The organism is Streptomyces sp. SKN60 (assembly GCF_026236535.1).
Taxonomy (GTDB): domain Bacteria; phylum Actinomycetota; class Actinomycetes; order Streptomycetales; family Streptomycetaceae; genus Streptomyces.
Genome location: NZ_JAHTMW010000030.1, coordinates 51415 through 76212 on the forward strand (window position 1 = coordinate 51415; position 24798 = coordinate 76212).

The following is a 24798-nucleotide window of genomic DNA, read 5'->3' on the forward strand; positions in this document are numbered from 1 at the left end:
GGGCGCCCGGACGACCGGCTCGGTCCTGTGGTCGCCCGGGCGTCCGGACGTCAGACGTTGACGCCGAAGTCCAGGGCGATGCCGCGCAGCCCGGAGGCGTAGCCCTGGCCGACGGCGCGGAACTTCCACTCGCCGCCGTGGCGGTAGAGCTCGCCGAAGACCATCGCGGTCTCGGTGGACGCGTCCTCGGAGAGGTCGTAGCGGGCTATCTCGCGGCCGTCGGCCTGGTTCACGACCCGGATGAAGGCGTTGCGGACCTGGCCGAAGCTCTGGCCGCGGTTCTCGGCGTCGTGGATCGACACCGGGAAGACGATCTTGTCGATCTGCGCCGGCACGGCGACGAGATCGACCTTGATGGACTCGTCGTCGCCGTCGCCCTCGCCGGTGAGGTTGTCGCCGGTGTGCTCGACGGAGCCGTCCGGGCTGGTGAGGTTGTTGTAGAAGACGAAGTGCGCGTCCGACACGACCTTGCCGGAGGCGTCGCAGAGCAGGGCGGACGCGTCCAGGTCGTAGGCGGCGCCGGTGGTCGTCCGCACGTCCCAGCCCAGGCCGACCAGAACGGCGGTCAGGCCGGGGGCCTCCTTGCTGAGGGAAACGTTGCCGCCCTTGGCCAGGGAAACGCCCACTGTTCATCCTCCACGGTCGTGCTCACACCTGTTCGCCCAGCAAGACGCGAGGACGGCCGTGATGGTTGCCTCCAGGAGGGTGCCGGGAGCGTGCAACCCCGTGGCCCGGCCACTCGTCTCCCTCTGCAGGGCCGGACGAACGAGGGCGTACCGATGACTGACAGGCGACTGCACCATGCTCCGCGACGGCGCCGCGGCGGGCGACTGCTCACCACGGCGCTGGCGCTGCTCGTGCTCGCCGTGTCCGGCGTCGGCTGGATCTATCTGGAACTCGGCGGCGACATCGACACCTTCGGCGCCGACGGACTCTCCGACAACCGCCCCGCCGCCTCCGCCCACGGGCAGAACGTCCTCGTCATCGGCTCCGACGCGCGCACCGACGGCAACGACGAACTCGGCGGCGGCGACGCGCACGACATCGGGCGCTCCGACACCGCGTTCCTGCTGCACGTCTACCGCGACGGCCGGCACGCCGTCGCCGTGTCCTTCCCGCGCGACACCCTGGTGGACATCCCGCCGTGCCGCCTGCCCGACGGGACGTGGACCCGGCCGCGTACCCGGGTGATGTTCAACTCGGCGTTCAGCACCGGCGAGACGGCCAAGGGCAACCCGGCCTGCACCCAGAACACCGTGGAGAAGCTCACCGGACTGCGCGTCGACCACACCATGGTCGTCGACTTCAAGGGCTTCGCCGCGCTGACGGAGGTAGTCGACGGCGTCCGGGTGTGCCTGCCCAACGACGTGTACCAGAAGGACCTCAACCCCAAGCGCGCCACCCGCGGCGAACTCCTCTTCCCCAAGGGTGAGCAGACCGTCGCGGGGCAGCGGGCGCTCGACTACGTACGGCTGCGGCACGGCATCGGCGACGGCTCCGACATAGGCCGCATCAAGCGCCAACAGGCCTTCGTCGGCAGCCTGTTCAAGAAGGTCAAGAGCGACGGGCTGACCCCGACGAAGCTGCTGCCGCTGGCGAACGCCGCCACCGAGTCCCTGACCGTCGACTCCGGGCTCGGCTCCGCCGACAAGCTGATCGACTTCGCGATGTCCCTGAAGGACGTCGACCTGCACGACACCACCTTCGTGACGCTGCCCTGGCGGTACGAGGGCGCCCGCGTCGCGATCGTCGAGCCCGAGGCGGACGCACTCTGGGCCGCCCTCCGTGCCGACCGGCCCCTCGGCGCCCGCCCCGGTGCGGGGGCCACCCCGACGGCCACCGCCTCCCCGGCGTCCGGCGCGGGCATCTCCGTCGCCGTCCACAACGGCACCCGCACCAGAGGCCTTGCCGCCCGCGCCGCCGAGATGCTCCGCGCGGCCGGCTTCACCGTCACGGACGCCTCCACCGCCCCCGACCAGACCCACCCCCGTACCCTGATCGCCTACGGCCCCGGCCAGAAGTCCCAGGCGGAGGCCGTCGCCACCCACTTCACCGCGGCCGAGCTCACCCCGGCCGGCAGTCCCGGCATCACGGTCACCCTGGGCCGCTCCTACGCCGACACCCCCTCGGCCACCACGGCCCCCAGCACCCCGACCGCCACGGTCCCGCCCGCCGACACCCGCCCGGCGGACGAGGACCCCTGCGCGAACCTCTCGTACGGCTGACGCGTACAGCTGACGAAGTCCGCCGGGACGACCAGACGAGCGACGGTGCCCCTCGGGTCGGACGAAACGGGACGCAACCGCCCTAAGCTCCCCGTATCGAACGTCCGCACCCCTTCGAAGGGAGCACGTCTTGGCATCCCGGCTCAACCCCTACATCAGCTTCTCCGGTGACGCGCGACAGGCCATGGAGTTCTACCGGAGCGTCCTCGGCGGCGACCTCAGCCTGAACGGCTACGGCGACTCCATGCCCCAGGTGCCGCCCGGGTACGAGGACAAGATCATGCACGCCATGCTGGAGACCGACTCCGGCTTCACGCTCATGGCGGCCGACATGCCGCCCGGAATGGAGCACAAGCCCGGGAACAACTACGCGGTGAGCCTCAGCGGCGACGACGCGGACGAGCTGCGCGGGTACTGGGAGAAGCTGTCGGCGGGCGGGAACGTCGCCGTGCCGCTGGAGAAGCAGATGTGGGGCGACGTGTTCGGCATGTGCACCGACAAGTTCGGCATCACCTGGATGGTCAACATCAGCGAGCAGGGCTGACGGGACTGGCTGAAGGGGCGGCGCCACGCGCGGGGCGCCGCCCCTCCGATCAGGACCGCTGGGACCGCTGGGACTGGTGGGACCGCTGCGAGGCGATCAGCTCGCGGTACCAGTCGAAGCTCGCCCGCGGCGTGCGCAGCCCGGTGGCGAAGTCGACCTCGACCAGGCCGAAGCGCTGGTGGTAGCCCTCGGCCCACTCGAAGTTGTCGAGCAGTGACCAGGTGAAGTAGCCGCGCACGTCCACGCCTTCGGCGACGGCCCGCGCGACGGCGCCGATGTGCCCGGCGAGGTAGTCGATGCGCGCCCGGTCGCGCAGCCCGGCCGGCTGCGAGCAGCCGTTCTCGGTGATCCACACCGGCGGAAGGGCGCCGCCGTAGCGGGACGCGAGGCCGGTGAGCAGCTCCGTGAGCCCGTCGGGCACGACCGGCCAGCCGAACGCGCTGCGCTCGTACGCCTCTTCGGGCTCGGCGAGGTCGAAGGGCAGCCCGCCGGCGGGGTCGGCCGGGGCCGTCACCCAGGTCGGGTTGTAGTAGTTGACGCCGAGCCCGTCCAGCGGCGCGCCGATCGTGTCGAGATCGCCGTCGCGCACCACGCCGCCCCAGCTCGGGTCGGTCATGCCGTAGGCGGTCAGATCGGGGTAACGGCCAAGCAGCAGCGGGTCGTTGAAGAGACGGTTGTGCAGGACGTCGTACGCCGAGGCCGCCGCCGTGTCCGCCTCGCGCCGTGCGTCGGAGCGCAGCCGCACGGGAGTGCAGTTGTTGGCGACGAGCACCCGCGCGTCCGGCACGTCGGCGCGCAGCGCCGCCGACGCGAGGCCGTGGCCCAGGAGTTGGTGATGGGCGACGGGCAGGGCGTCGAGCATCAGGGCGCGGCCGGGGGCGTGGACGCCGAAGCCGTAGCCGAACGACATGTGTACGAAGGGCTCGTTCAGGGTGATCCACCGTGTGACCCGGTCGCCGAGCCGCTCGGCGACCACGGCCGCGTACTCCCCGAAGCGGTAGGCCGTCTCGCGGTTCAGCCAGCCGCCCTCGTCCTCCAGGGCCTGCGGCAGGTCCCAGTGGAACAGCGTCGGCGTCGGCTCGATCCCCGCGCCGAGCAGCGCGTCGACGAGCCGGTCGTAGAAGTCCAGGCCGCGCGGTTCGACCTTGCCCGCCCCGGTCGGCAGGATCCGCGGCCAGGAGAGCGAGAAGCGGTACGCGTCGAGGCCGAGCCGGCGCATCAGCGCGACGTCCTCGTCGAGGCGGTGGTAGTGGTCGCAGGCGACGTCCCCGGTGTGCCCGTCGCGGACGGCGCCGGGGCGCCGTACGAAGGTGTCCCAGATCGACGGGCCCTTGCCGTCCTCGCCGGCCGCGCCCTCGATCTGGTAGGCGGCGGTCGACGCGCCCCAGACGAAGTCGTCCGGCAACCGGAAGGGGGTGTTGGAGCTCGTGGTCACGGGCACCTGCCTTGGTCGTGCCTTCGTCGGTGGCTCGCCGGCGCGAGGTTCTTCACGGCGCGACCGCAACGTAACATGAACGCACGTTCATGTTCTACGGTGCGCGCAGCCGGCTCCGCAGGTCCTCCCAGTACGCGTTCAGCATCCGCTTGAGCTCGTCCACGGTCCCGGGATCCGCCGTGCCGCCGCCCTTGTGGACCTCGTGCAGCACCGCGTTCGCCGCCCACACCACCATCCGCGTCGCCCGTGGCAGCACCTCGTCGTCCGCGACGCCCGTCAGCTGCTCCACGATGCGCCGCAGCCCGTCGGCGATGAGCGCGTTGCTCGCCTCGTCCGCCCGCGCCAGCTCGGGGCTGAGGTGCCGCCCGGCCCAGAGCGCCATGCCGCCCGGCTGCGACCGGAACAGCTCGGCGTACACATCGACCATCGTGCCGACCAGATCGGTCAGTTCACCCGCGACCGCCCGCTCGACGAGATCGTCGATCGCGGTCCGGTACCTGTCCAGACAGCGCCGGCCGAGCGCGTCCACGACGGCGCCCTTGTCCGCGTAGAACTGGTAGATGCTGCCGACCGGCGCCCCCGACTCCTCGGCGATCCGACGCATCGTCAGGGCCTCGTACCCCTCCTGCGACAGGATCCGGTCGGCGGCCCCGAGGATCGCCTCGACCCGCGCCCGGCTCCGCGCCTGCCGGGGCTGTCGCGGCTGTCGCGCCTGCCGCGGGGAACCCTCCGCCACGTCACCCTCCCGATGGTCCGTCCGCTCTGTCCGGCGAAGGGGGAACGTAACCCATGGGCCGTGCCTCCGCCTCGTGACGGCGGCCCGCCCTCTTGACATTCGGTCATGCTCCTGACAGCTCTTGCTCTGCCGTCATTCCGGCCGGCGACAGCAACCCGAAGGGGGCGAACAGGCCATGACCAGGCCCGAGAGCACGGGACACGAGCACGAGCACGAGCACGAGCACGAAGACGCGCGCGCGGACGACTACGACGTCGTCATCAGCGGGGCGAGCCTCGCCGGCAGCACGGCGGCGATCCTGCTCGCCCGGCGCGGCGCGCGGGTCGCGCTGCTGGAGCGGCGCTCGGACCCCGAGGCGTACAAGGTGCTGTGCACCCACTCCATCACGGCGAACGCGCACCCCGTCCTCGACGAGATCGGCCTCCTCCCCGAGCTGGAGAAGGCCGGTGCGCTGCGGAACGACGCACGCTGGCACACGCGTTGGGGGTGGATCGAGCCGCGCGCCGCGGCGGGCGGGCCCGCGCTGCCGCACGGGTACAACGTGCGGCGCAGCACCCTCGACCCGCTGATCCGGGCCCGCGCGGCGCAGACGCCCGGCGTGGACCTGCTGCTCGGCCACCAGGTGACCGGGATCGTACGGGAGGACGGACGCGTCGCGGGGGTGCGGGCGTCGACTCCGCAGGGCGAGCGGGAGCTGCGGGCCCGGCTGGTGGTCGGGGCCGACGGCAAGGACTCCGCCGTGGCGAAGTTCGCCGGGGTGCCCACCCGGAAGCACCGGAACACCCGGTTCGGCTACCTCGCGCACTTCCGCGACCTCCCGCTGCACGGCGGGATCGGCCAGACCTGGTTCCTGGAACCGGACATGGCGTACGCGTTCCCGAACGACGACGGCGTCACGGTCCTCGCCGTCCTCCCCGACAAGAAGCGCCTGCCGGCCTTCCGCGAGGACCTGGAGGGCAGCTTCCTCGACTTCGTCCGCGGCCTGCCCGACGCGCCGCCCGTCGATGCCGCCACCCGCGTCTCGAAGATCATCGGCGCGGTCGACTACCCCCTGATCACCCGTCAGCCGACCGCCCCGGGCCTCGCGTTGATCGGCGACGCGGCCCTGACCGGCGACCCGCTGTGGGGCGTCGGCTGCGGCTGGGCCCTGCAGACCGCCCAGTGGCTCGCCGACGCCGTCGCCCCGGCCGCCGCCGGCCAGGGCGACCTCGACACGGCCCTCACCCGCTACGCCCGCCGCCACCGCCGCGGCCTGCGCGGTCACCAGCAGATCGCCGCCGACTTCGCCAAGGCCCGCCCCTTCAACCCGGGCGAGCGCCTGATGTTCGCGGCGGCGGCCCGCGACGAGGCGATGGCCCGCCACATGTACCTCTTCGCCGCCCGCCTGATCGGCCCGCTGCGCTTCCTCAGCCCCCTGGCCCTGGCGAAGGCGGCGCTCGTCAACCTCCGCCACCGCGGAGCCGCCCGCCCCTGACCGGCCGGGGGGGGGGGAGGTTCAGGTCCAGGCGTTGCGCAGGGCTTCGTGGTGGGCGGCGAGCCAGGTGGAGAAGTCCTGCAGGGCGGGGTTGAGGCGGCGTACGGCGTCGAGGTCCCGGGCGTCGGTGAAGCGCTGCTCGCACTCCGCGTAGTACTGGAACATGTTGCCCGTCTCGTCCGCCCCGGGGGCTCCCTGGGCCCGCCACTCGTCCGCGGTCAGCGGGCGGTAGCGCACCGGCCGGTCGACCGCCTCGGTGAGGGCGGCCGCCATGTCGGCGACCTTCAGGTGCTCACCGGCGATGCTGATCGTCGCGGCGACGGCGGAGCCGCCGAGCCGGAAGACCGACAGGGCGGTCTTGCCGACGTCGTCCGACGCCATCCCCGAGAGCCGGCTGTCGCCCATCGGATACGTCAGCCACAGCGCGCCGTCCGCACTGTGCTCAGGGGCGAAGGCGCCCAGCAGGTTCTCCCAGAAGAAGGTGGTGCGGAGGAAGGTGGTCGGCACGCCCGCGTCGGTGAAGTGATGGTCGGCCTCGGCCTTGCCGTCGAAGTGCGGCACCTTGTATCGGCCCTGGAGGGTGGGCATCCGGGGGTCGTCGAGCGGGACGCACTCCCGGGTGTCGTCCAGGGTGGACCAGATCGCGTGCTGCACCCCCGCGTGCGCCGCGGCCCGGGCCATCGCCTCCGCCTGGACGCCCTCGCGTTCGGCGGACAGGTGCTCCCAGAAGTTCGTCATGCAGAACGCGCCGTACGCATGCTCGAAGGCCGCCGGGAGACTCGCCTCGTCGTCCATGTCGGCCCGTACGATCTCGGCGCCCAGCCGTTTCAGCTCCTGGGCGGGCTCCGAGTCGGGGTGCCGGGTGACCGCGCGTACCGCGAACTCGGCGGCGTCGCCGTGTTCCGCGAGGATCGCCCGCGCGAGGCCGCCGCCCTGCCGGCCGGTGGCACCGAATACTGTGATGATCTTCTTCTCGGTCATGACGTCATCCGCCTCCTTGCGCGCGTTCCCGGGCCGCTCGCATCTATGCGCGGGGCCGCCCGGATCGGCTGCCCGGATTCCCAAGGGTGAGCGGGAGACCGGTGGGCAGGCGACAATGTGAAGGGCCCGCCGGAATCCGTGACGGAACCAATCCGTGACGTGACTGAAGGGACTGCGACCATGAACACCCATGACCAGCAGCGACGCGTCGTCGTCGGCGTGGACGGTTCCCCGGCCTCGCACGAGGCCCTGCGCTGGGCGGTGCGGCACGCCCGCCTGATCGGCGGGACGGTGGAGGCCGTCGCCGCCTACGACCTGCCCGGCGCCGTCGGCTGGTCCGCACCGGCCGTGGACGCCGCCTTCGACGCGGAGGCGGCCGGCCGCGCCCTCTCCGACGAGCTGCGCGAAGAACTCTCCCGCGCGGCCGACGTGCCCCTCGACGAGCACGTGGTCCGCGGAAACCCGGCCCAGGTGCTGATCGAGGCGTCCAAGGGCGCGGAGGTGCTCGTGGTCGGCAGCCGGGGCCGCGGAGGCTTCTCCAGCCTGCTGCTCGGCTCCGTCAGCCAGCAGTGCGCCGTGCACGCCTCCTGCCCGGTGGTCATCGTCCGCACCGGTACGAGCCATCTGGAGGCGGAGGCGGCCTGACGCCCCCGAGGGCGTTACGACTGAGCTCGCTCCCGCGCGGCGGGGAGGCGGCTCTGGAGCGTGCGGACGAGGGCCGCGGAGAACGCGTCCAGGTCGCCGGGCCGGCGGGAGGTGATGAGCGGGAAGCCGCCGCTGGTGTCGATGACGACCTGCCGGTCGTGCCAGCTGCCGCCGCCGTTCTCGATGTCGGTGCGCAGGGAGGGGTACGAGGTCACCTCGCGGCCCCGGACGACCTCACTGTCCACGAGCAGCCACGGGCCGTGACAGATCGCGGCCACCGGCTTCCCGGCCTTGGCGAAGGCGCCGACCAGGCGCTGGGCGTCCCGGTCGGTGCGCAGCCGGTCGGCGTTGAGCGTGCCGCCGGGGACGACCACCGCGTCGTACTCCTGCGCCATGACCTCGCCCATGGCGGCGTCCGCGGCGACGACGGTGCCGGGCCGCCGGTCCGAGACCAGGGTCAGGATCGGCGCGACCCGCTGCGCGGCGACCGTGACGGCCGCGCCCGCCTCGCGCAGGGCCGCCACGGGCCGGGTGAGTTCGTCCTGCTCGACTCCGTAGTTGGTGGTGAGGACGAGGACGTTCATTCCGTCGAGGGTCACGGCGATGTGCTCCTTCGGTGCCCCGGGGCTGTGCCCGGGTTCAGTGCCTCAAAGTTCAGTGACCCAGGGAACGCTTGAGTTCGGCCTTGTTCATGTGCGAACGGCCGTGGATGCCGCGCCGCTGCGCCTCCGCGTACAGCTGGTCGTAGGTCGGTCCCTGCGACCCGCTGTGCGAGCGCTGCCCGCCGCGCCGGGAGGACGACATGTCCTGCGTGGAACTCTTGCTCGCCGTCTCCGACTCGCCGGCCCTGGCCCGTTCCTTGTTCACGGTGCGCGCGGCGATCTCCTCCGCGCGCTTCCTGCTCTCGCCCCGTTGCAGGGCGCTCTGCTTGATGTGCTCGTACTGCCGCTCTCGCTTGGCACTCGATCCGCGGGGCATGATCCGCTCCTCTCGCCACGTACGACCCTCACAACCCCCTCGCCCGGCCGCTGCCCGGGCCGCGCGGGTTCATGCGATCCGGCGCGCTCAGGCCGTCCTGAACCGTGTTCCCCACCAGCTCATCGGCTCCCCTCGGGCGTCCCCTGTTACATCTTCACGGAATGGACACCGTGTGTTGATCAGTCAGTCCGTATGACTTCTCAGGGGCCTCGTGACCGCATTAAGCTTGCTCTGCGTACCGGTCGACTCGCGGTGTGTGATGCAGGAGTGCCGCCGTGGGCGACCGGTCTCGCAATTCGTCATCGGATCCGTGCTTTAGGGAAATGGGTGACCCATGCCTCCTCGGCTCGTTGGCCATCAAGGCTCTCTGGCTGGACAGCAGTTCCCGATCGGCACCACCGCGGTAACCCTGGGTCGTAACAACGAGAACAGCATCGCGATATCCGGGGGCAACGTCTCACGGTTTCACGCCGAAGTGCGTCGCGAGGGTCACGGTTTCGTGCTGTACGACCGTGGCAGCAGTAATGGAACGCGGGTGAACGGGACACGTGTGACCTCGCACGAGCTGCAGCCCGGAGATCTCATCGAGATCGGAACCGAGACGTTCCGGTTCGAGGCGGCCGACGCGCTGGAGACCATCCTCGACCTCTCCGTGCTGCGGCCGCTCGCCACTCCCGAGAAGGCGCCGGCCGCGGGCCCGGTGCTGCGCGTCACGATTTCGGGCGGCGGTCCCGTCGGGCTGAGTTTCGCGCTGCTCCTGGAGCACCTCATGGGGCCTCGCGTGGCCATCACCGTGTACGACGGGCGGTGGACCCGGGACGGCGCGAAGGTCGTCTGGAAGAGCGAGGGGCAGGGCAATGTCCGGCGGCAGCAGGTCGTCACGGTGCAGAGCCGGCAGTATCTGAACCTCCCCGAGGAGGTGCAGGAAAGGCTGTTCCGCGGTGACGCGTTCTCCGAGATGTGGCCGGTCGGCCCCGACTCCATCCGCGACCGCAATCCCCGGAACATGCGGATCGCCTACATCGAGGACACCCTCCTCGAAATGGCCAACGAAAAGCCGGACCGCATCCAGCTGATTCCCGCCGCATTCGACCCGGTCGAACACGAGGAGACGGCGGCCGAGGGACATGTGCTCGCCATCTGCGAGGGCGGCCGTTCCCGGACCCGCGAGCATTTCGCCGACAAGTTCGGCAACGCCGACAAGTCCATCTATTCGCTGCGCGGTCAGCACATTCAGGATGTCGTCCTGGGTCTGCGCGTCAAGTCCACCCTGACGGATCCCATGACCGTGCTGCTGACCGTGGCGCAGAACCGCTTTCTCCTCAACTCGCTCCGCGGCGAGGGATTCCTGAACATGCGTCTCACCGACGCCGAGGCCGCGGAAGTCGTCGGCATCGACCCGGTACGGCACGTCTTCGAGGAGTGCATCGCCTCGCGGCCGTGCGTCATGGGGCGGGACGACCACGGCGACTTCCAGTGCTCGACGCACAGCACGCTCTTCCTGCCCGCCATGGTCAGGGGCTCGGCCCTGTGGAAGCGGGTGCTGGAGGGGCTCGCGCTGTTCGGTGTCGCCGAGCGGGACCTGAGCGCCGTCACCGCCTTCCGGCTCGACATGGTGCAGCGGCCCCGGTTCACCACCCGGCTGCACCCGGCCACCGCCACCACCCCGGGGACGTACGGGTTCCTGCTCGGCGACGCCGCCAACGCCATCCACTTCTGGCCCGGGCGCGGGCTCAACAGCGGTCTGGGCTCCGCCATCTCGCTCGCCCGGTCCCTCAACGGCGCATGGACCGGCCGGCCGTTCCGGGACGCGGACTTCGCCCGCCACGAGGCGGCCATGTCCATGCTCCAGTACCGGCACAAGAGCCGCGCCTGGAACACGATGATCACCACCGACGAGAACGGCGTCAGCCGCGCGATCAAGGAGAAGATCGCCCAGAGCATTGAGGAGACGGAAGGGACGGAGGGGAAGGAAGGGAAGGACGGGAAGGACCGGAAGGACCTCGACCGGAACGCCGACATCGAGGCGTTCCTGCAGCGCATGGGGGAGATCCGGGCCCGGCTGGCGCCACGCGTCCCCGGCATGCCCGACGACGCGACGCTCCGGAACCACCTGGAGACGCTCGGCTCGGCCACCCTGCGCACCCTCCTGGACAGCGGGGCGTGGGACACCCTGATCGTCGGCGGCGAAGAGGTCGACATCGACATCTTCTACCGCCAGGACGCGCAGGCCACGAGCACCGCGCGAAAGTCCTCCGCCACGTCGTGACGAGCCGGCCGAACGCGCTGTCCGGAGCGGGGTCACTCGCGCCGGACGGCGCGTTCGGCGTGTCCGGCGCGGTCAGCGGTCAGCGTTCGGCGGTGAGGCGGGCCTCGAAGCCGTCGAGGAGCGACCGCAGGCCGAACGCGAAGCTGTCGTCGGGCGCCGCGGCGTACTCCGTCGCCGCCGTGGTGCCCAGGCGCTCGCGCAGCCGCGGGAACCGCAGGGCGGTCTCGGTGGCGCGCGCCATCGCCTCGGCCGTCAACTGCTCGGCGTCCGCGCCGCCCTTGCTCAGCCGGCGGTTCAGCGAGACCTGTGAGGCGGGGCCGAGCGCGCTGCCGAGCACGAAGGTGAACACCGCGGCCGCCGCCCGGTCCGCGTCACAGGCCGCGAAGCCCGCCTTCTCGTAGATGCCGAGGCTCAGGTCGTTGTGACGGGCCTGGCCGGGGCCGTGGAGGAGATGGCTGCCGAAGGCCTGGCTGAGCCACGGGTGCCGGGTGAACATCGCGTGCAGGCCGGTGGCGTGGGCGGTGGCGGCCGTGCGCCAGTCGGTGGTGTCGAGGTCGGGCAGCTCGACCTCGGACCAGATCGCGTCGGCGGCCAGCCGTACCAGCTCGTCCTTGGTCTTGATGTGCCAGTAGACGGCCGTGGGCGCCGAGCCGAGCCGCTTGGCCAGGCTGCGCATGTTGAGGCCGTCCAGCCCCTCGTCGTCGAGCAGCTCGACGGCAGCACGGAGGATCCGGTCCGGGGTCAGGGTGTCTCGCGCCATGGCCGCCACCCTACTTGAACTTAGTTCACGAAGAGACTTGCACTTTGTTCAAGCGGCGCCCTAGGGTCATTCTCGTACTCGTACTTAGTTCAAGTCCTCGAAGGGGGAGCGATGTTGCAGGAGAAGCTGGCGGCGTTCGTCGCGGCTCAGGCCGCGGAGTCCGGTGTCCCGGGCGTCTCGGTCGGGGTGCTCCTGGATGGCCGGGAGATCTGCGCCTCGCACGGCGTGACCAGTCTCGGCAACCCGGCGCCGGTCGACGAGAAGACCCTGTTCCACCTGGCGTCGGTGTCCAAGACCTTCACGGCGACCGCGCTGATGCGCCTGGTCGCCGAGGGGAAGGTGGACCTCGACGCGCCCGTGCGGCGTTACGTCCCCGAGCTGCGGCTCGCCGACGAGCGGGCCGCGGCGCGCATCACCGTCCTGAACCTGCTCAACCACACCGCGGGCCTGGACTGGAACCTGATCGACGACGGCGAGGGCGATCGCTCCCTGGCCGGCCTCGTGGCGAAGCTGCCCCGGCTGCCGCTGATCGCGGAGCCCGGCGCACGCGCCTCGTACAGTCAGGCCGGATACAACCTGGCCGGGCGGATCGTCGAGAAGGTCACCGGCCTGCCTTTCGAGCAGGCCATGGCCTCACTGGTCCTGGAGCCGGTGGGCCTGGCGGACACCGTGTACGGCCTGCCGGAGGTGATGGTCCGCAAGTTCGCCGTCGGCCACAACCGCGCCGACGACGGCACACTGCACCCCGCCCGTCCCTGGGGAGCCTTCAGGGAGGGCGCGCGCGGCGACAACCCGGGCGGCGGCCTCGCCTCCTCGGTGAGCGATCTGCTGCGCTGGGCCCGGTTCCAACTCGGCGACGGCGAGGGCGTGCTGCCCGCCGCGGAGCTGCACCGCATGCGGGACCGTACCGTCGAGCTGCGCGCCAGCACGCTCGGCGACGGCTTCGGCATCTGCTGGTTCCTGCGCGACCTGGACGGCCTCCGGGCGATCGGCCACGGCGGCTCGGGCAACGGCCAGTTCTCCGAGCTGCTCATCGTGCCCGAGCGCGGCTTCGCGGTGGTCTCGCTGGCCAACGGAGGGCCGGACGGCTACGCGTTCAACCAGTCCGTCGTGCGGTGGGCACTCGAGAACTGCCTCGGCGTCGTGGAGAAGACGCCGGAGCCGGTCCCGTACGACGAGGGGCGGGCCCGACAGGTCGCCGGCCGCTACGAGATCGACGCCATGAACCTCGACCTCGCCACCGACGGCACCCGCCTCACCCTGGCGGTCGGGATCAAGCCGGAGATCCGCGCGGCCTCGGACGAGGAGATGCCGCCGGACTACCCGGCCGCGGAGATCGGCTTCCTCCCCGGTGACGGTGAGGAGTACGTCGTCATGGAAGGCGGCCTCAAGGGGCAGCGCGGCTACTTCTCGCGCGACGCCGACGGCGCGGTCACGGGCGTCGACCTCGCCGGCCGCCTCTTCGGCCGGGTGACGGACGCGGACGCCCGCTGACCGGGCGCACCGACGCCGGCGGCGTCAGGACCAGAGCTGCCGCCGCTGCCAGCCGGCGCCCTCCCGCTCGTACCGCAGCCGGGTGTGGAGGCGGGTGGCGGCGGCCTGCCAGAACTCCACGGTGTCCGGGACGACGGTGCAGAGCGTCCAGGCGGGGTCGACGAGCTCCGGCTCCGCCTCGATCCTGGCCAGGCTGTCCCGCAGGGCCCGGTCGCGTTCCTCCGGGTCGGCGAGGTAGCGGCTCTGGCGGCCGAGCAGGGCCTCGGCCCTGGCGGTGGCCGAGCGGGCCAGGAAGTCGGCGGCCGAGCGGTCGGCGGGCTCGGGCCGTACCGTGCCGCGGATACGGACCTGGCGGCCGAACTCCGCCCAGTAGAAGGTGAGCGCGGCGCGCGGGGTGCCGGCGAGCTGGACGCCCTTGGGGCTGCCGCCGTGCATCGCGAACTGGAAGCCCGCGGCGTCCACGTTCTTCAGGATGAGCACCCGGGCGTCGGGATCGCCGGCCTCGTCCACGGTGGACAGGGTCATGGCGTGCGGGTCGGGGACGCCGGCCCTCACGGCCTCGGTCAGCCAGGCGAGGAACAGCTCCGAGGGCTCGGCCGGGGCCTCGTCCGGCGCGAAGTCGGGCAGGGGCCGGGCGAACACCTCGATGCCGCGCAGCCAGTCCCGCACCGCGGAGGTGCCGTGCCCCGTCTCCGTCATGTCGCTTCTCGCTTCCTTCCGGCTGATCATCGCGGCTGTCGGGTCCGTCACGGCTTCTGGAAGCCGGCGTCCTGGAGGATCTTCTGGCCCTCGGGCGAGGACAGCCAGGCGACGAACGCGGCCGCGGCCTCAGCGTTCTTGGAGTCCCTCAGCGTGGCGGCCGGGTACTGGGCGACGGCGTTCTGCGCGTCGGGGATCTCGACGGCGTCGACCTTGTCGGCGGCGCTCGCGGCGTCCGTCTTGTAGACGAGACCGGCGTCGGCCTCGCCGAGCTCGACCTTGCTCAGCACGGCGCGCACGTTCGGCTCCTGGGAGACCGGCTTCACCGTGATCTTCTGCTTGTCGAGGATCTGCTCGCTGTACTTGCCGGCGGGCACCTCGGGGGCCGCGAGGACGACCTTGAGCCGGGTGTCGGCGAGGTCCTTGAGTTCGTCGACCTTGTGCGGGTTGCCCTCGCCGGTGGCGATGACCAGCCGGTTCTTGGCGATGATCGCGGGCGTGCCGGTGTCGGCCTTCACCTTGTCCATGCTCTTGGTGTCCGCGGTGACCAGGACGTCGGCGGGCGAGCCCTGCGACACCTGGGCCACGAGCTCCTGCGACCCGGCGAAGGAGAACGTGAGTTTCGTTCCCGGGTGCGCCTTCTCGTAGGCCGCGCCCGCCGTCTTGAACACATCCGTCAGGGACGCGGCCGCGAGGACGGTCAGCTTCGCCTGGCGCGCGGCGCCCGCGGAGCCGGAGGCCGTGGACCCGTCGGCGTCCTTCGTGGCGTCGTCGCTCGACGAACAGGCCGCGAGCGGCACCAGCAGGGCCGCGGCGAGGGCTGCGGCGGCCGCACGGCGCCTGGCGGGGGTGAGGGGCATGGCTTCTCCACGACTCGTGAGCGGGGGACGGTGACGCGGGTCTTGCATGTGCGACACCGTAGGGCGCTATCACGCTCATCTGCAACAAGATCGTGGGACCCTCCATGGCGAATGCGAGGGAGGTTGGAGGAACGGACGAGAGGGGTGCCGAGCGGTCGGGAAGCCGTCGCGCCGCCTACAGCCAGTCCTTCTTCTTGAAGACCACGTACAGGCTCGTGCACACCACCGCCATCAGCACCACCGCGAACGGATACCCGCCCGCCCAGTGCAACTCGGGCATGTTGTCGAAGTTCATCCCGTAGATCGTGCCCACCAGGGTGGGCGCGAACAGAATGGCGGCCCACGAGGAGATCTTCTTGATCTCCTCGTTCTGCTCGAAGCCCGCCTCCGCCAGGGCGCGCATCTCCGCGTTCTGCTGCTGGGTGACCAGGGTCGCGTTGACCGTGAGGATCTCCGTGAGGGCCTGGCGGAAGCCGTCGACGCGCTCGCTGGTGTGGGTGACGTGGTCGGCGACGTCGCGGAGGTAGCGCTGGAGTTCCTCGTCCGTGCCGTACTTGGCGAAACCGGCCATCAGGCCGTGGAGCATGCCGACGAGGGGGCGGGTGGCGCGCTGGAACTCGACCATTTCGCGGGAGAGTTCGTAGATGCGGCGGGAGACCGCGGGGTCGCCGCCGAAGACCTCGGTCTCGATCTCGTCGATGTCGTTCTGGACGCCGGCCACCACCGGGGCGTAGCCGTCGACGACCGCGTCCAGGATCGCGTAGAGCACCGCCTCGGGGCCGAGGGCGAGAAGGCCGGGGTCGGCCTCCATGCGGGTGCGGACCGCCGAGAGGTCGGGGGCGGCGCCGTGGCGGACGGTGATGAGGAAGTCGGGCCCGACGAAGACATGGAGCTCGCCGAAGTCGACCTCCTCCGGGGCGTCCAGATAGCGGGCGGCGCGCAGGACGACGAAGAGGGTCTCGCCGTACCGTTCCAGCTTCGGGCGCTGGTGGGCCTCCATCGCGTCCTCGACGGCCAGCTCATGGAGGTCGAACTCGGCGGCGAGGGAGTGGAGTTCGTCCGCCGTCGGGCGCTGCAGGCCGATCCAGGCCATGCCGTCGGGGTGCTCGCGCAGCTGGCGGAAGGTCTCCGCGAGGGTGGCGGGCGAGGCGACCCGGCGCCCGTCGCGGTACAGCGTCGCCTGCACCACGCTCGGCGACGGCGAGGCTGACTGCGTGGGCGAGGGTGACTGCGAGGGAGGGGGAGGGGATGAGGGGGACTGTGCCTGCGGCGGCTGCGAGGACGCGGCGGCGGCCGGCGGCTCCGGCGGGCGGCGCCGGGCCGCGCGCGGGCGGCGGTCGGACATCGGGCGGTCTCCTCGCGGGATCAGACGGTCGTTTCGCAGGATAACGGGGGGAATCGTGCGGCGCCGGGCCACCCGGCCCTCCCTTCGCGGACCCGATTGCCGACCCGATTGCGGACCCGTCCTGTCCGCATTTCTCGCTAGCGTGCTGACCATGGCCCCGAAGACGACGAAGCCGACGAAGACGACGCAGCCGATGCCCCCGGTCCTCTCCACCCGCGCCCTCAACCGCGCCACCCTCGACCGCCAGCTGCTGCTCCGCCCCGCGCCGCTCACCGCCGAGCAGGCCGTCCACCACCTCGTGGGCCTCCAGGCGCAGAACACCAAGCCGCCCTACTACGCGCTCGCCGCCCGCCTCGACGGCTTCCGCCCCGAGGACCTGTCCGGGCTGATGGAGTCGCGCCGGGTCGCCCGTATCGTCTCGCTGCGCTCCACCGTGCACACCCACACCGCCGCCGACGCCGTCCCGCTGCGCCGGCTCGTCCAGGACGGGGCGATCGACCGCGAGCTGAGGATGTTCGGCAAGGGGCTCGCCGGCGTCGACCTCGACCGGCTCACCGCGCTGACCGCCGCCGAGGTCGACGAGCGGCCGCGCACCCCGAAGGAGCTGCGCGAGCGGCTGCTCCAGGAGTGGCCGGACGCCGACCCGCAGGCCCTCGGGATCGCCGCGCGCTGCCTCCTGCCCATGGTCCAGGTCACGCCCCGCGGGCTCTGGGGCCGGAGCGGGCAGGTGGCCCTGGCCCGGGCCACCAGCTGGTTCGGCGGGCCGGAGTCCGCCTCCGCCCCGGTGAGCGACCGGCCCGCCGACCTCGACGAGACGGTCCTGCGCTACCTCGCCGCCTTCGGGCCCGCCACCGTCAAGGACATGCAGACCTGGTGCGGCCTCACCCGGCTCCGGCCCGCCTTCGAACGCCTCCGCCCCCGCCTCCTCGTCTTCCGCGACGAGCAGGGCACCGAGCTCTTCGACCTCCCCGACGCGCCCCGCCCCGACGCGGACACCCCGGCCCCGCCCCGCCTGCTGCCCGAGTTCGACAACCTGCTGCTCTCGCACGCCGACCGCACCCGCGTCGTCCCCGCCGCCCACCGCACCCGCACCTGGACCGGCAACCAGGCCCACCGGACCTTCCTCGTCGACGGCTTCCTCGCCGGGATCTGGCACCTGGACGAGGGCAAGGAGCGCACCACGCTGACCATCGAGCCGTTCACCCGGCTCACCAAGGCGCGGCGCGACGCGCTCACCGCCGAAGCCGAGCGGACCCTGCGCCTCCTCGCCCCCGCGGGCCTCCCGTACGACATCCGGTACGGGGATCCACAGGAGGCGGTCTAGATCAGCGCCCCCGCCCGCCGCGCCGCCACCACCGCCTCCAGGCGGGTGTGCGCGCCCAGCTTGCGCATCGCCGAGCGGAGGTAACCCTTCACCGTCTCCGGACGGAGGCCGAGCCGCTCCGCCACCGCGGCGTTCGTCGCTCCCGAGGCCACCGCGGCCAAGACGTCCGTCTCGCGCGGGGTCAGGGTCACCTCGGGGGCCGACCCCGACACATCGGTGCCCGAGGCCGTCTCCAGGCGCCCGCACACGGCCCACAGGCGCTCGCGGACCTCGGGGTCGGTCACCCTGGGCGCCAGCTCGCGCAGCTCCCCGTACACCTGCCGCATCTCCTCCCGCTCGGCCACCAGGCGCCGCACCTCGTCGTGCACGGCGAGCGCCTGCTCGACGTCGCGGGCCGCCGCGACCGCCGCGTCGAAGACCCGCTCGCCGATCGGCAGGGCGTCGCGCAGCGCGCCGTACAGCACGCCGCGCACCTTTCGTCGTACGACCAGGGGCACCGCGATCACGGAGCGCAGACCCTCCGCCGAGACCGGGCCGTCGTACTCGTGGGTGATGTGCCGGGCCGAGGGGTAGTCCGTGACCGCGCACGGCCGGGACAGCGCCAGGCACTTGCCGCCGAGGCCGGAGCCGGTGGAGATGGCCAGGCCGCGCAGGGCCGGGGTGACCGCGCCGGACAGCTCGGCGATCCGCATCGCGGAGCCGTCGTGGAGCAGGCCGCCGAAGGCCACCTGCAGGCCCGTGGCGCGCCGCAGCCGCAGCAGCGCGTCGCGCAGCCCGGCCGCCTCCGCCGCCCCGCCCTGCACCGCCCCGCCCGCCGCCCCCTCGACCCGCTCCGGCACGTTGTTCTCCTTCGTCGCGTCCATCACCCCCGAACGGGGGTAGTGAGACCTGGGTCACTGATTACACGATGTCGGGGACCGGTCCCGCAATGGACCGGTGCCGCGACGAGGAGGACGAGGACGCATGACCACGACGAGTGCGACGGAGGCGACGGAGCGGTTCCGGGCCGCCCGTGACTTCCTGCTCCAGCACCGGGAGGACTACGAGACGGCGTACGCGGGCTTCGCCTGGCCCCGCCCCGACCGGTTCAACTGGGCGCTCGACTGGTTCGACGTCATCGCCGCGGGCAACGAGCGCACCGCGCTGCACATCGTCGAGGAGGACGGCACCGAGACGAAGCTGAGCTTCGCCGCGATGTCGGAGCGCTCCAACCGGGTGGCGAACTGGCTGAGCGCGCGGGGCGTCCGCGCCGGCGACCGCATGATCGTCATGCTCGGCAACCAGGTCGAGCTGTGGGAGACCATGCTCGCCGCGATGAAGCTGCGCGCCGTCGTCATCCCCGCCACCCCCCTCCTCGGCCCCGCCGACCTGCGCGACCGGGTGGACCGCGGCCGGGCCCGGCACGTGCTGGTGCGGGCCGAGGACACCGCCAAGTTCGACGACGTGCCGGGGGACTACACCCGTATCGCGGTCGGCGGCGACGGGGCGCGCTGGCTCGGTTACGAGGAGGCGTACGGCGCGTCCGCGGAGTTCACGCCGGGCGGCGCGACCCTCGCCGACGACACCCTCATGCTCTACTTCACCTCCGGCACCACCGCCCGCCCCAAGCTGGTCGAGCACACCCACACCTCGTACCCGGTGGGCCACCTCGCGACGATGTACTGGATCGGGCTGAAGCCCGGCGACGTGCACCTCAACATCTCCTCGCCCGGCTGGGCCAAGCACGCCTGGTCCAACCTCTTCGCCCCGTGGAACGCGGAGGCGACCGTCTTCATCCACAACTACACGCGCTTCGACCCAGCCCGCTTGATGGCCGAGATGGACCGGCACGGCGTCACCAGCTTCTGCGCCCCGCCCACCGTGTGGCGGATGCTGATCCAGGCCGATCTCACCCAGCTGACCACCCCGCCCCGCGAGGTCGTCGCGGCCGGCGAGCCGCTCAACCCGGAGGTCATCGAGTCCGTCCGGCGCGCCTGGGGCGTCACCATCCGGGACGGCTTCGGGCAGACCGAGACCGCCGTGCAGGTGTCGAACAGCCCCGGTCAGCGCCTCAAGGAGGGCTCGATGGGGCGGCCGAGCCCCGGCTACCGGGTCACCCTGGTCGACCCGGTGAGCGGCGAGCCGGACGTCGAGGAGGGCGAGATCTGCCTCGACCTGGCGGCCGACCCGGTGGGCCTGATGACCGGCTACCACGGGGACCCGGAGCGCACGGCCGAGGCGATGGCAGGCGGCTACTACCGCACCGGTGACATCGGCGCGCGCGACGCCGAGGGCTACATCACCTATGTGGGGCGCGCGGACGACGTCTTCAAGGCGAGCGACTACAAGATCAGCCCCTTCGAGCTGGAGAGCGCGCTGCTCGAACACGAGGCGGTCGCCGAGGCCGCCGTCGTCCCCGCCCCCGACCCGCTGCGGCTTGCCGTCCCCAAGGCGTACGTGGTGCTCGCGGCGGGCTGGGAGCCGGGGCCCGAGACGGCGAAGGCGCTCTTCGCGCACTCGCGCGAGGTGCTCGCCCCGTACAAGCGGATCCGCCGGATCGAGTTCGCCGACCTGCCGAAGACCGTCTCCGGCAAGATCCGCCGCGTCGAGCTGCGCAAGCTCACGGCGGACGGCAAGACCGGCACGGAGTACACGGAAGGGGACGTGGCATGACCGGAACGGCGGGCGCAGCGGGCGCGGCGGGCGCGGCGGGGACCACGAAGGGCCCGAGCAGCCTCTCGTACGCCCACGGGACCGGCACCACGCCGCTCCTCGGCGACACCATCGGCGCCAACCTCGACCGGGCCGTCGCCGCCTGGCCGGACCGCGAGGCCCTGGTCGACGTGCCGGGCGGGCGCCGCTGGACGTACGCGGAGTTCGGCGCCGACGTCGGCCGGCTGGCGGACGCGCTGCTCGGCAGCGGGGTCATGAAGGGCGACCGGGTCGGCATCTGGGCGGTCAACTGCGCGGAGTGGGTGCTCGTGCAGTACGCGACCGCGCGCATCGGCGCCATCATGGTCAACATCAACCCGGCCTATCGGGCACACGAGTTGGAGTACGTGCTCAACCAGGCCGGCATCACGCTGCTCTTCGCCTCGCTCACCCACAAGACCAGCGACTACCGGGCCATGGTCGAGGACGTGCGCCGCAACTGCCCGCAGCTGCGCGAGACGGTCTACTTCGGCGACCCGACCTGGGACGAACTCCTCGCCCGCACCGCCCCGGAGGGCGTCCGGCCCGCCGAGCTGTCCTGCGACGAGCCGGTCAACATCCAGTACACCTCGGGGACCACCGGCTTCCCGAAGGGCGCCACGCTCTCCCACCACAACATCCTCAACAACGGCTATTTCGTGGGCGAGATGATCGCCTACAGCGAGCAGGACCGGATCTGCATCCCGGTGCCCTTCTACCACTGCTTCGGCATGGTGATGGGCAACCTCGCGGCCACCTCGCACGGCGCCTGCATGGTGATCCCGGCCCCGTCCTTCGACCCGGCCGCCACGCTGCGCGCGGTGCAGGAGGAGCGCTGCACCTCGCTGTACGGGGTGCCGACGATGTTCATCGCCGAGCTCAACCTGCCGGACTTCGGCACGTACGACCTGTCGACGCTGCGCACCGGCATCATGGCGGGCTCGCCGTGCCCGGTGGAGGTCATGAAGCGGGTGGTCGCCGAGATGAACATGGCGGAGGTGTCCATCTGTTACGGCATGACGGAGACCTCGCCGGTCTCCACCCAGACCCGCCGCGACGACGACCTGGAACGGCGCACCGGCACCGTCGGGCGGGTCCTGCCGCACGTCGAGGTGAAGATCGTCGACCCGGCCACCGGGCTCACCGTGCCGCGCGGCACGGCCGGCGAGCTGTGCACCCGGGGCTACAGCGTGATGCTGGGGTACTGGGACGAGCCCGAGAAGACCGCCGAGGCGATCGACACGGGCCGCTGGATGCACACCGGCGACCTCGCCGTGCTCCGCGAGGACGGCTACGTCCAGATCGTCGGCCGCATCAAGGACATGATCATCCGCGGCGGTGAGAACGTGTACCCGCGCGAGATCGAGGAGTTCCTGTACGGGCACGCCAAGATCGCCGACGTGCAGGTGGTGGGCGTGCCGGACGAGCGGTACGGGGAGGAGATCCTCGCCTGCGTGATCCCGCGCGACCCGGCGGACCCGCCCACCCTGGAGGAGGTCACGGCCTTCTGCCGGGACCGCCTCGCCCACTACAAGATCCCGCGCCGGGTGGAGATCCTCGGCGAGTTCCCGATGACGGTCAGCGGGAAGGTGCGGAAGGTGGAACTGCGGGAGCGTTACGGGGCGGGCTGACCGTCCGGACGGTGAGCTCGCGGCGCATGCACACCCGCGGCCAGGCGGCCAGCCCGTGGGCCGCCTCGGCCGCGCTGATCGCCCGCAGGCCCTCGGTCAGCGCGGGGTCGCCCGCGTCGAGCCGCCGGAAGCCGAGCCGGGCGTAGTACGGAGCGTTCCACGGCACCTCGGTGAAGGTCGTCAGCGTCAGCGCCGTCAGCCCCTGCGCCCGGGCGCCCTCCGCCAGGTGCTCGATCAGCGCCCGCCCGACCCCCTGCCGGGCGGCGTCCGGATGCACCGACACCTGCTCGATGTGGGCGGCCCCGTCGACGGTGTCGGCGAGCAGATACGCGACGGGCCGATCCCCCGCGTCCACCGCCACCCAGGCCCGCCCCGCGTCGCGATACCCCTCCAGCACGTCCAGCGGCAGGGGGTCGTCATCGGCGATCTCCCCCATGCCGAGGAGCCGGAAGGCCTCGCCCGCGGCGCGTTCGATGTCCTGGAGCAGGGGGAGTTCGGCCGGTGCGGCCGCTCGGATGCGCATACGCCAGTATGGCGCGCCACGGCGCCGAAAGGCGTCAGTGTTGCGCGACGCCGGCGGCCGGGCCCGCCGCCTGCCGGCCTCTCCGGCCGGACCGGGCTCTGCCCGTGACCGGGTTTCCGGCGGCCGGCCTCGGGCTCGGCGATGCCTGGCCGGGCCCGCCCACGCCGCGCTGCGGGGCCGGCGGGCGCGGGTCTCTCGGCCGGGGGGCTGTACCCGTGACCGGGCTCCGGGTCCGGGCGTGCGCCTGGGGGTGTGACCTCCGGGCGTGCGCCCGGGGGTGCGTAGCCGTGCCCGGTTCCGGCTCCCGGCGTGGCTCCGCCGAGGTCGTCCCTCCCGGGCCGGCTCCCGGCGCAGCGCCGCCGTGCGTGGCCAGGGGTCCGCACCCTGACCGCGGCCCGGCGCGGGCGGCAGAGCGGTGCGGGTGCTTGCCCGTGGCTGGGTTCCGGCTCTGGGCGCGTGCCCGACAGCGCCGGGCGGGCGCGCACGCGGACCTTCCCCGGGTCGGCCGGCGGCGCAACGCCGCCGCGCAGGCCCGAAGCACGGGCCGCGGGCCTGGAGGCCTGGCCCGGATCCCAGGCACGGGCCTCGGGACCGGACCTGGCCCGAACCCCTGGCTCTGCGCGGCCGCTGGGCCCGGAGCGGGCCGCTTCTCCGGCCGGGCGGCGCCCGAGCCGGGTTCCCGTCCCCCCGTGGCCTGCCCCGGCCCCTGCCGTGGGCCACGGTGCGTCACGACCCGTCGGGCGTGTGCCTCTGCCGGGCCGCAGGCCCGCGACTCCGCCCGGGTGGGGTGCCACCGGCGAAGCCAGGGGGCGCGGCCCGCCGTGTTGACTCCACCCCCTCACTCGGGCGTCGCGCTGCCGCAGGTGAACGGCGTCTCCGTCGTGCCGCGGCCCGTCGCGTAGGCGTCGTCGTGGTACGGGTGGCGGGTGAGGAGGCCGCCGTCGCGGGAGAAGTGGGGGAGGAAGAGGGCGAGGGCGGGGTCGCCGTAGAGGGCGACGTAGAGGAGGACGTCGCGGGCGTCGGTGACCTCGCGGCGGTGGGCCGGGAGGGGGTGGCGGGAGCGCAGGGCGGCCAGCAGGCGGCGGGCGGCGCGGGTGGTCGGGGGGACGCAGAGGAGGGCGAGGGCCGCGAGGACCGGGACCGCGCCCAGGGCGAGCCCGAGGGCCGACGGGCTGGCCGCGGCCAGGCCCGCGCCGACGGTGAGCGGGACGCACACCAGGAGCACCCGGGCCGCACGGTGCCGGCCGGGTGGGCGGAGCAGCCCGGTCCGGCCGAGCTCCGCGCGGAGCGCGTCGAGGGCCTGCCGGGCCTTGGGACGGGTGGCGAGCAGCCGCAGGGTGAGCGCGCGCTGCAGCGAACGGTGCACTCCGAGCTGGAGTGGATCGCGGGTGCGCCCGGCGCCGCCGTTGGCGCGAATCGTGCCCCGGCGCCCGGCCGCCACCGCCCCGCGCTGATGCAGCGCGACAAGCGCCACCACGACCGCCGCGCGCGGCCCGCCGCGCAGCAGCGCGAGCGCCTGTGGCGGCAGCTCAGGGCGCTCCGGGCTGCGGGCACGCAACAGCAGTGCCGCCAGAGCGAGTTGACCCACGGCGGCCCCCAGGAACCACCACATCCCCGTTGTCATGACGTCCACCCCCACAGGTGTTGTGCCCGGGGGAGCGGCCGTCCTCACGTGCGAATGGCCGAAACCGTCAGGGTGCGCCGGCGGCGAGGAGTGCGCCCGCCGGGGGGTTGACGGGCTGGGGCGTGCCGGTGAGGTCGAGCACGAACAGCGGGACGCCGAGCCCGTCCGCCCGCTCGTGCGCCTCGGCGGTGTAGCCGGCGAGGGAGAAGCAGACGCTCGTCGCCGCGTTGCTGAGTCCGTTGAGCCACAGGCACTCGACCGCCCGCAGCCCGGTCGGCCGGGTGCTCGGGTCGACCTGGGCGACCAGCCCCGGGCCCCGCAGGTCGACGGCCGAGGCCGAGCGCTCCTCCGGCTGGACCACGTCCCGGAAGCCCAGCCAGCGCAGATATCCGGCGGACGCGGCGACCGCGTCCCGCGCGGTCCTGATGGTCACCGGCCGGAAGGAGGGCCGCGGCGCCTCGGGGACCGGCCGCCCCTGGACGGACCCGGCCCCTGGCGCGGCCCCGCTCCCGGACGCCGGCGGCGCCGGGTGCCGCAGCGCGAAGGGCGGGGGAGCCCCGGGCGCCGGGCGCGGCGCGGCG

The 24798-nt window shown here is 72.7% G+C and carries 23 protein-coding genes; 9 read left to right on the plus strand and 14 right to left on the minus strand.

Features of this window, described 5'->3' with window-relative positions; all coding sequences use genetic code 11:
- Nucleotides 1-50 precede the first annotated feature (50 nt).
- Nucleotides 51-626 carry a TerD family protein gene (locus KV205_RS33290; protein WP_265868633.1) on the minus strand — a complete coding sequence of 192 codons (576 nt, stop codon included), beginning with the start codon at nt 624-626 and terminating at the stop codon, nt 51-53.
- Between the two features lie 153 nt (nt 627-779).
- Between KV205_RS33290 and KV205_RS33295 the strand changes: the two genes are divergently transcribed.
- Nucleotides 780-2225, plus strand: coding sequence for an LCP family protein (locus KV205_RS33295; RefSeq protein WP_265868635.1), 1446 nt, complete (start codon nt 780-782; stop codon nt 2223-2225).
- A gap of 130 nt (nt 2226-2355) precedes the next feature.
- Entirely contained in the window at nt 2356-2769 is a 414-nt protein-coding gene (locus KV205_RS33300) for a VOC family protein (protein ID WP_265868636.1), read from the plus strand.
- Between the two features lie 49 nt (nt 2770-2818).
- On the opposite strand, the gene KV205_RS33305 is transcribed toward KV205_RS33300, so the two are convergent.
- Both KV205_RS33305 and KV205_RS33310 read right to left on the minus strand, forming a co-directional pair.
- Complete coding sequence (locus KV205_RS33305) at nt 2819-4210, minus strand: GH1 family beta-glucosidase (protein WP_265868637.1); 1392 nt, start codon at nt 4208-4210, stop codon at nt 2819-2821.
- Nucleotides 4211-4298: 88 nt separating this feature from the next.
- A complete protein-coding gene (locus KV205_RS33310) occupies nt 4299-4940 on the minus strand; it encodes a TetR/AcrR family transcriptional regulator (protein ID WP_265868639.1) in 642 nt (213 codons plus the stop codon).
- Nucleotides 4941-5115: 175 nt separating this feature from the next.
- Here KV205_RS33310 and KV205_RS33315 point away from each other — a divergent pair, with 175 nt between their 5' ends.
- Entirely contained in the window at nt 5116-6414 is a 1299-nt protein-coding gene (locus KV205_RS33315) for an NAD(P)/FAD-dependent oxidoreductase (protein WP_265868641.1), read from the plus strand.
- Between the two features lie 21 nt (nt 6415-6435).
- Here KV205_RS33315 and KV205_RS33320 read toward each other — a convergent pair whose 3' ends face one another.
- On the minus strand, nt 6436-7395 hold the full coding sequence (locus tag KV205_RS33320; protein WP_265868643.1) for an NmrA/HSCARG family protein: 960 nt from the start codon (nt 7393-7395) through the stop codon (nt 6436-6438).
- A 180-nt stretch (nt 7396-7575) separates the two neighbouring features.
- Between KV205_RS33320 and KV205_RS33325 the strand changes: the two genes are divergently transcribed.
- Nucleotides 7576-8040: a universal stress protein gene (locus KV205_RS33325; protein ID WP_265868645.1), complete on the plus strand. Its 465-nt coding sequence runs from the start codon at nt 7576-7578 to the stop codon at nt 8038-8040.
- Nucleotides 8041-8054: 14 nt separating this feature from the next.
- On the opposite strand, the gene KV205_RS33330 is transcribed toward KV205_RS33325, so the two are convergent.
- Together KV205_RS33330 and KV205_RS33335 are read right to left on the minus strand one after the other, a co-directional pair.
- Entirely contained in the window at nt 8055-8624 is a 570-nt protein-coding gene (locus tag KV205_RS33330) for a type 1 glutamine amidotransferase domain-containing protein (RefSeq protein ID WP_265868676.1), read from the minus strand.
- Nucleotides 8625-8694: 70 nt separating this feature from the next.
- The gene (locus KV205_RS33335) at nt 8695-9018 is read right to left on the minus strand and encodes a plasmid stabilization protein (protein ID WP_265868647.1); all 324 of its coding nucleotides are present in this window, start codon (nt 9016-9018) and stop codon (nt 8695-8697) included.
- Nucleotides 9019-9352: 334 nt separating this feature from the next.
- Between KV205_RS33335 and KV205_RS33340 the strand changes: the two genes are divergently transcribed.
- Nucleotides 9353-11287 carry an FHA domain-containing protein gene (locus KV205_RS33340; protein ID WP_265868649.1) on the plus strand — a complete coding sequence of 645 codons (1935 nt, stop codon included), beginning with the start codon at nt 9353-9355 and terminating at the stop codon, nt 11285-11287.
- A 79-nt stretch (nt 11288-11366) separates the two neighbouring features.
- On the opposite strand, the gene KV205_RS33345 is transcribed toward KV205_RS33340, so the two are convergent.
- A complete protein-coding gene (locus KV205_RS33345) occupies nt 11367-12047 on the minus strand; it encodes a TetR/AcrR family transcriptional regulator (protein WP_265868652.1) in 681 nt (226 codons plus the stop codon).
- A gap of 111 nt (nt 12048-12158) precedes the next feature.
- Here KV205_RS33345 and KV205_RS33350 point away from each other — a divergent pair, with 111 nt between their 5' ends.
- Nucleotides 12159-13541, plus strand: a complete 1383-nt coding sequence (locus KV205_RS33350; protein ID WP_265868653.1) for a serine hydrolase — start codon at nt 12159-12161, stop codon at nt 13539-13541.
- Nucleotides 13542-13565: 24 nt separating this feature from the next.
- Here KV205_RS33350 and KV205_RS33355 read toward each other — a convergent pair whose 3' ends face one another.
- From KV205_RS33355 to KV205_RS33365, 3 genes are all read right to left on the minus strand, one after another.
- Nucleotides 13566-14240, minus strand: coding sequence for a pyridoxal 5'-phosphate synthase (locus tag KV205_RS33355; RefSeq protein WP_265868654.1), 675 nt, complete (start codon nt 14238-14240; stop codon nt 13566-13568).
- A 47-nt stretch (nt 14241-14287) separates the two neighbouring features.
- Nucleotides 14288-15100 carry a molybdate ABC transporter substrate-binding protein gene (modA, locus tag KV205_RS33360; protein ID WP_265868656.1) on the minus strand — a complete coding sequence of 271 codons (813 nt, stop codon included), beginning with the start codon at nt 15098-15100 and terminating at the stop codon, nt 14288-14290.
- A 175-nt stretch (nt 15101-15275) separates the two neighbouring features.
- Entirely contained in the window at nt 15276-16445 is a 1170-nt protein-coding gene (locus KV205_RS33365; protein WP_265868658.1) for a magnesium and cobalt transport protein CorA, read from the minus strand.
- A 151-nt stretch (nt 16446-16596) separates the two neighbouring features.
- Here KV205_RS33365 and KV205_RS33370 point away from each other — a divergent pair, with 151 nt between their 5' ends.
- Complete coding sequence (locus tag KV205_RS33370) at nt 16597-17769, plus strand: winged helix DNA-binding domain-containing protein (protein ID WP_265868660.1); 1173 nt, start codon at nt 16597-16599, stop codon at nt 17767-17769.
- Here KV205_RS33370 and KV205_RS33375 read toward each other — a convergent pair.
- Complete coding sequence (locus KV205_RS33375; protein ID WP_265868662.1) at nt 17766-18632, minus strand: LuxR C-terminal-related transcriptional regulator; 867 nt, start codon at nt 18630-18632, stop codon at nt 17766-17768. The genes KV205_RS33370 and KV205_RS33375 overlap by 4 nt on opposite strands.
- A gap of 100 nt (nt 18633-18732) precedes the next feature.
- On the opposite strand from KV205_RS33375, the gene KV205_RS33380 reads away from it, so the two are divergent.
- Together KV205_RS33380 and KV205_RS33385 are read left to right on the plus strand one after the other, a co-directional pair.
- On the plus strand, nt 18733-20421 hold the full coding sequence (locus tag KV205_RS33380) for an AMP-binding protein (RefSeq protein ID WP_265868664.1): 1689 nt from the start codon (nt 18733-18735) through the stop codon (nt 20419-20421).
- Nucleotides 20418-22070 carry an AMP-binding protein gene (locus KV205_RS33385; RefSeq protein WP_265868666.1) on the plus strand — a complete coding sequence of 551 codons (1653 nt, stop codon included), beginning with the start codon at nt 20418-20420 and terminating at the stop codon, nt 22068-22070. The genes KV205_RS33380 and KV205_RS33385 overlap by 4 nt, the downstream gene beginning before the upstream one ends.
- Here KV205_RS33385 and KV205_RS33390 read toward each other — a convergent pair.
- The 3 genes from KV205_RS33390 to KV205_RS33400 form a co-directional block, all read right to left on the minus strand.
- On the minus strand, nt 22018-22593 hold the full coding sequence (locus KV205_RS33390) for a GNAT family N-acetyltransferase (protein WP_265868668.1): 576 nt from the start codon (nt 22591-22593) through the stop codon (nt 22018-22020). The genes KV205_RS33385 and KV205_RS33390 overlap by 53 nt on opposite strands.
- An 838-nt stretch (nt 22594-23431) precedes the next feature.
- The gene (locus KV205_RS33395) at nt 23432-24217 is read right to left on the minus strand and encodes a TIGR04222 domain-containing membrane protein (protein WP_265868670.1); all 786 of its coding nucleotides are present in this window, start codon (nt 24215-24217) and stop codon (nt 23432-23434) included.
- 67 nt (nt 24218-24284) lie between these two features.
- A partial coding sequence (locus tag KV205_RS33400; RefSeq protein WP_265868671.1) for a hypothetical protein occupies nt 24285-24798 on the minus strand: 514 nt, incomplete at its 5' end.

Coding starts and splice junctions, on each gene's coding strand:
- KV205_RS33295 (WP_265868635.1), top strand. CDS start 780: ATGACTGACAGGCGACTGCACCATGCTCCGCGACGGCGCCGCGGCGGG.
- KV205_RS33315 (WP_265868641.1), top strand. CDS start 5,116: ATGACCAGGCCCGAGAGCACGGGACACGAGCACGAGCACGAGCACGAG.
- KV205_RS33320 (WP_265868643.1), bottom strand. CDS start 7,395: ATGACCGAGAAGAAGATCATCACAGTATTCGGTGCCACCGGCCGGCAG.
- KV205_RS33325 (WP_265868645.1), top strand. CDS start 7,576: ATGAACACCCATGACCAGCAGCGACGCGTCGTCGTCGGCGTGGACGGT.
- KV205_RS33330 (WP_265868676.1), bottom strand. CDS start 8,624: ATGAACGTCCTCGTCCTCACCACCAACTACGGAGTCGAGCAGGACGAA.
- KV205_RS33335 (WP_265868647.1), bottom strand. CDS start 9,018: ATGCCCCGCGGATCGAGTGCCAAGCGAGAGCGGCAGTACGAGCACATC.
- KV205_RS33340 (WP_265868649.1), top strand. CDS start 9,353: ATGCCTCCTCGGCTCGTTGGCCATCAAGGCTCTCTGGCTGGACAGCAG.
- KV205_RS33345 (WP_265868652.1), bottom strand. CDS start 12,047: ATGGCGCGAGACACCCTGACCCCGGACCGGATCCTCCGTGCTGCCGTC.
- KV205_RS33350 (WP_265868653.1), top strand. CDS start 12,159: ATGTTGCAGGAGAAGCTGGCGGCGTTCGTCGCGGCTCAGGCCGCGGAG.
- KV205_RS33355 (WP_265868654.1), bottom strand. CDS start 14,240: ATGACGGAGACGGGGCACGGCACCTCCGCGGTGCGGGACTGGCTGCGC.
- modA (WP_265868656.1), bottom strand. CDS start 15,100: ATGCCCCTCACCCCCGCCAGGCGCCGTGCGGCCGCCGCAGCCCTCGCC.
- KV205_RS33365 (WP_265868658.1), bottom strand. CDS start 16,445: ATGTCCGACCGCCGCCCGCGCGCGGCCCGGCGCCGCCCGCCGGAGCCG.
- KV205_RS33370 (WP_265868660.1), top strand. CDS start 16,597: ATGGCCCCGAAGACGACGAAGCCGACGAAGACGACGCAGCCGATGCCC.
- KV205_RS33375 (WP_265868662.1), bottom strand. CDS start 18,632: ATGGACGCGACGAAGGAGAACAACGTGCCGGAGCGGGTCGAGGGGGCG.
- KV205_RS33380 (WP_265868664.1), top strand. CDS start 18,733: ATGACCACGACGAGTGCGACGGAGGCGACGGAGCGGTTCCGGGCCGCC.
- KV205_RS33385 (WP_265868666.1), top strand. CDS start 20,418: ATGACCGGAACGGCGGGCGCAGCGGGCGCGGCGGGCGCGGCGGGGACC.
- KV205_RS33390 (WP_265868668.1), bottom strand. CDS start 22,593: ATGCGCATCCGAGCGGCCGCACCGGCCGAACTCCCCCTGCTCCAGGAC.
- KV205_RS33395 (WP_265868670.1), bottom strand. CDS start 24,217: ATGACAACGGGGATGTGGTGGTTCCTGGGGGCCGCCGTGGGTCAACTC.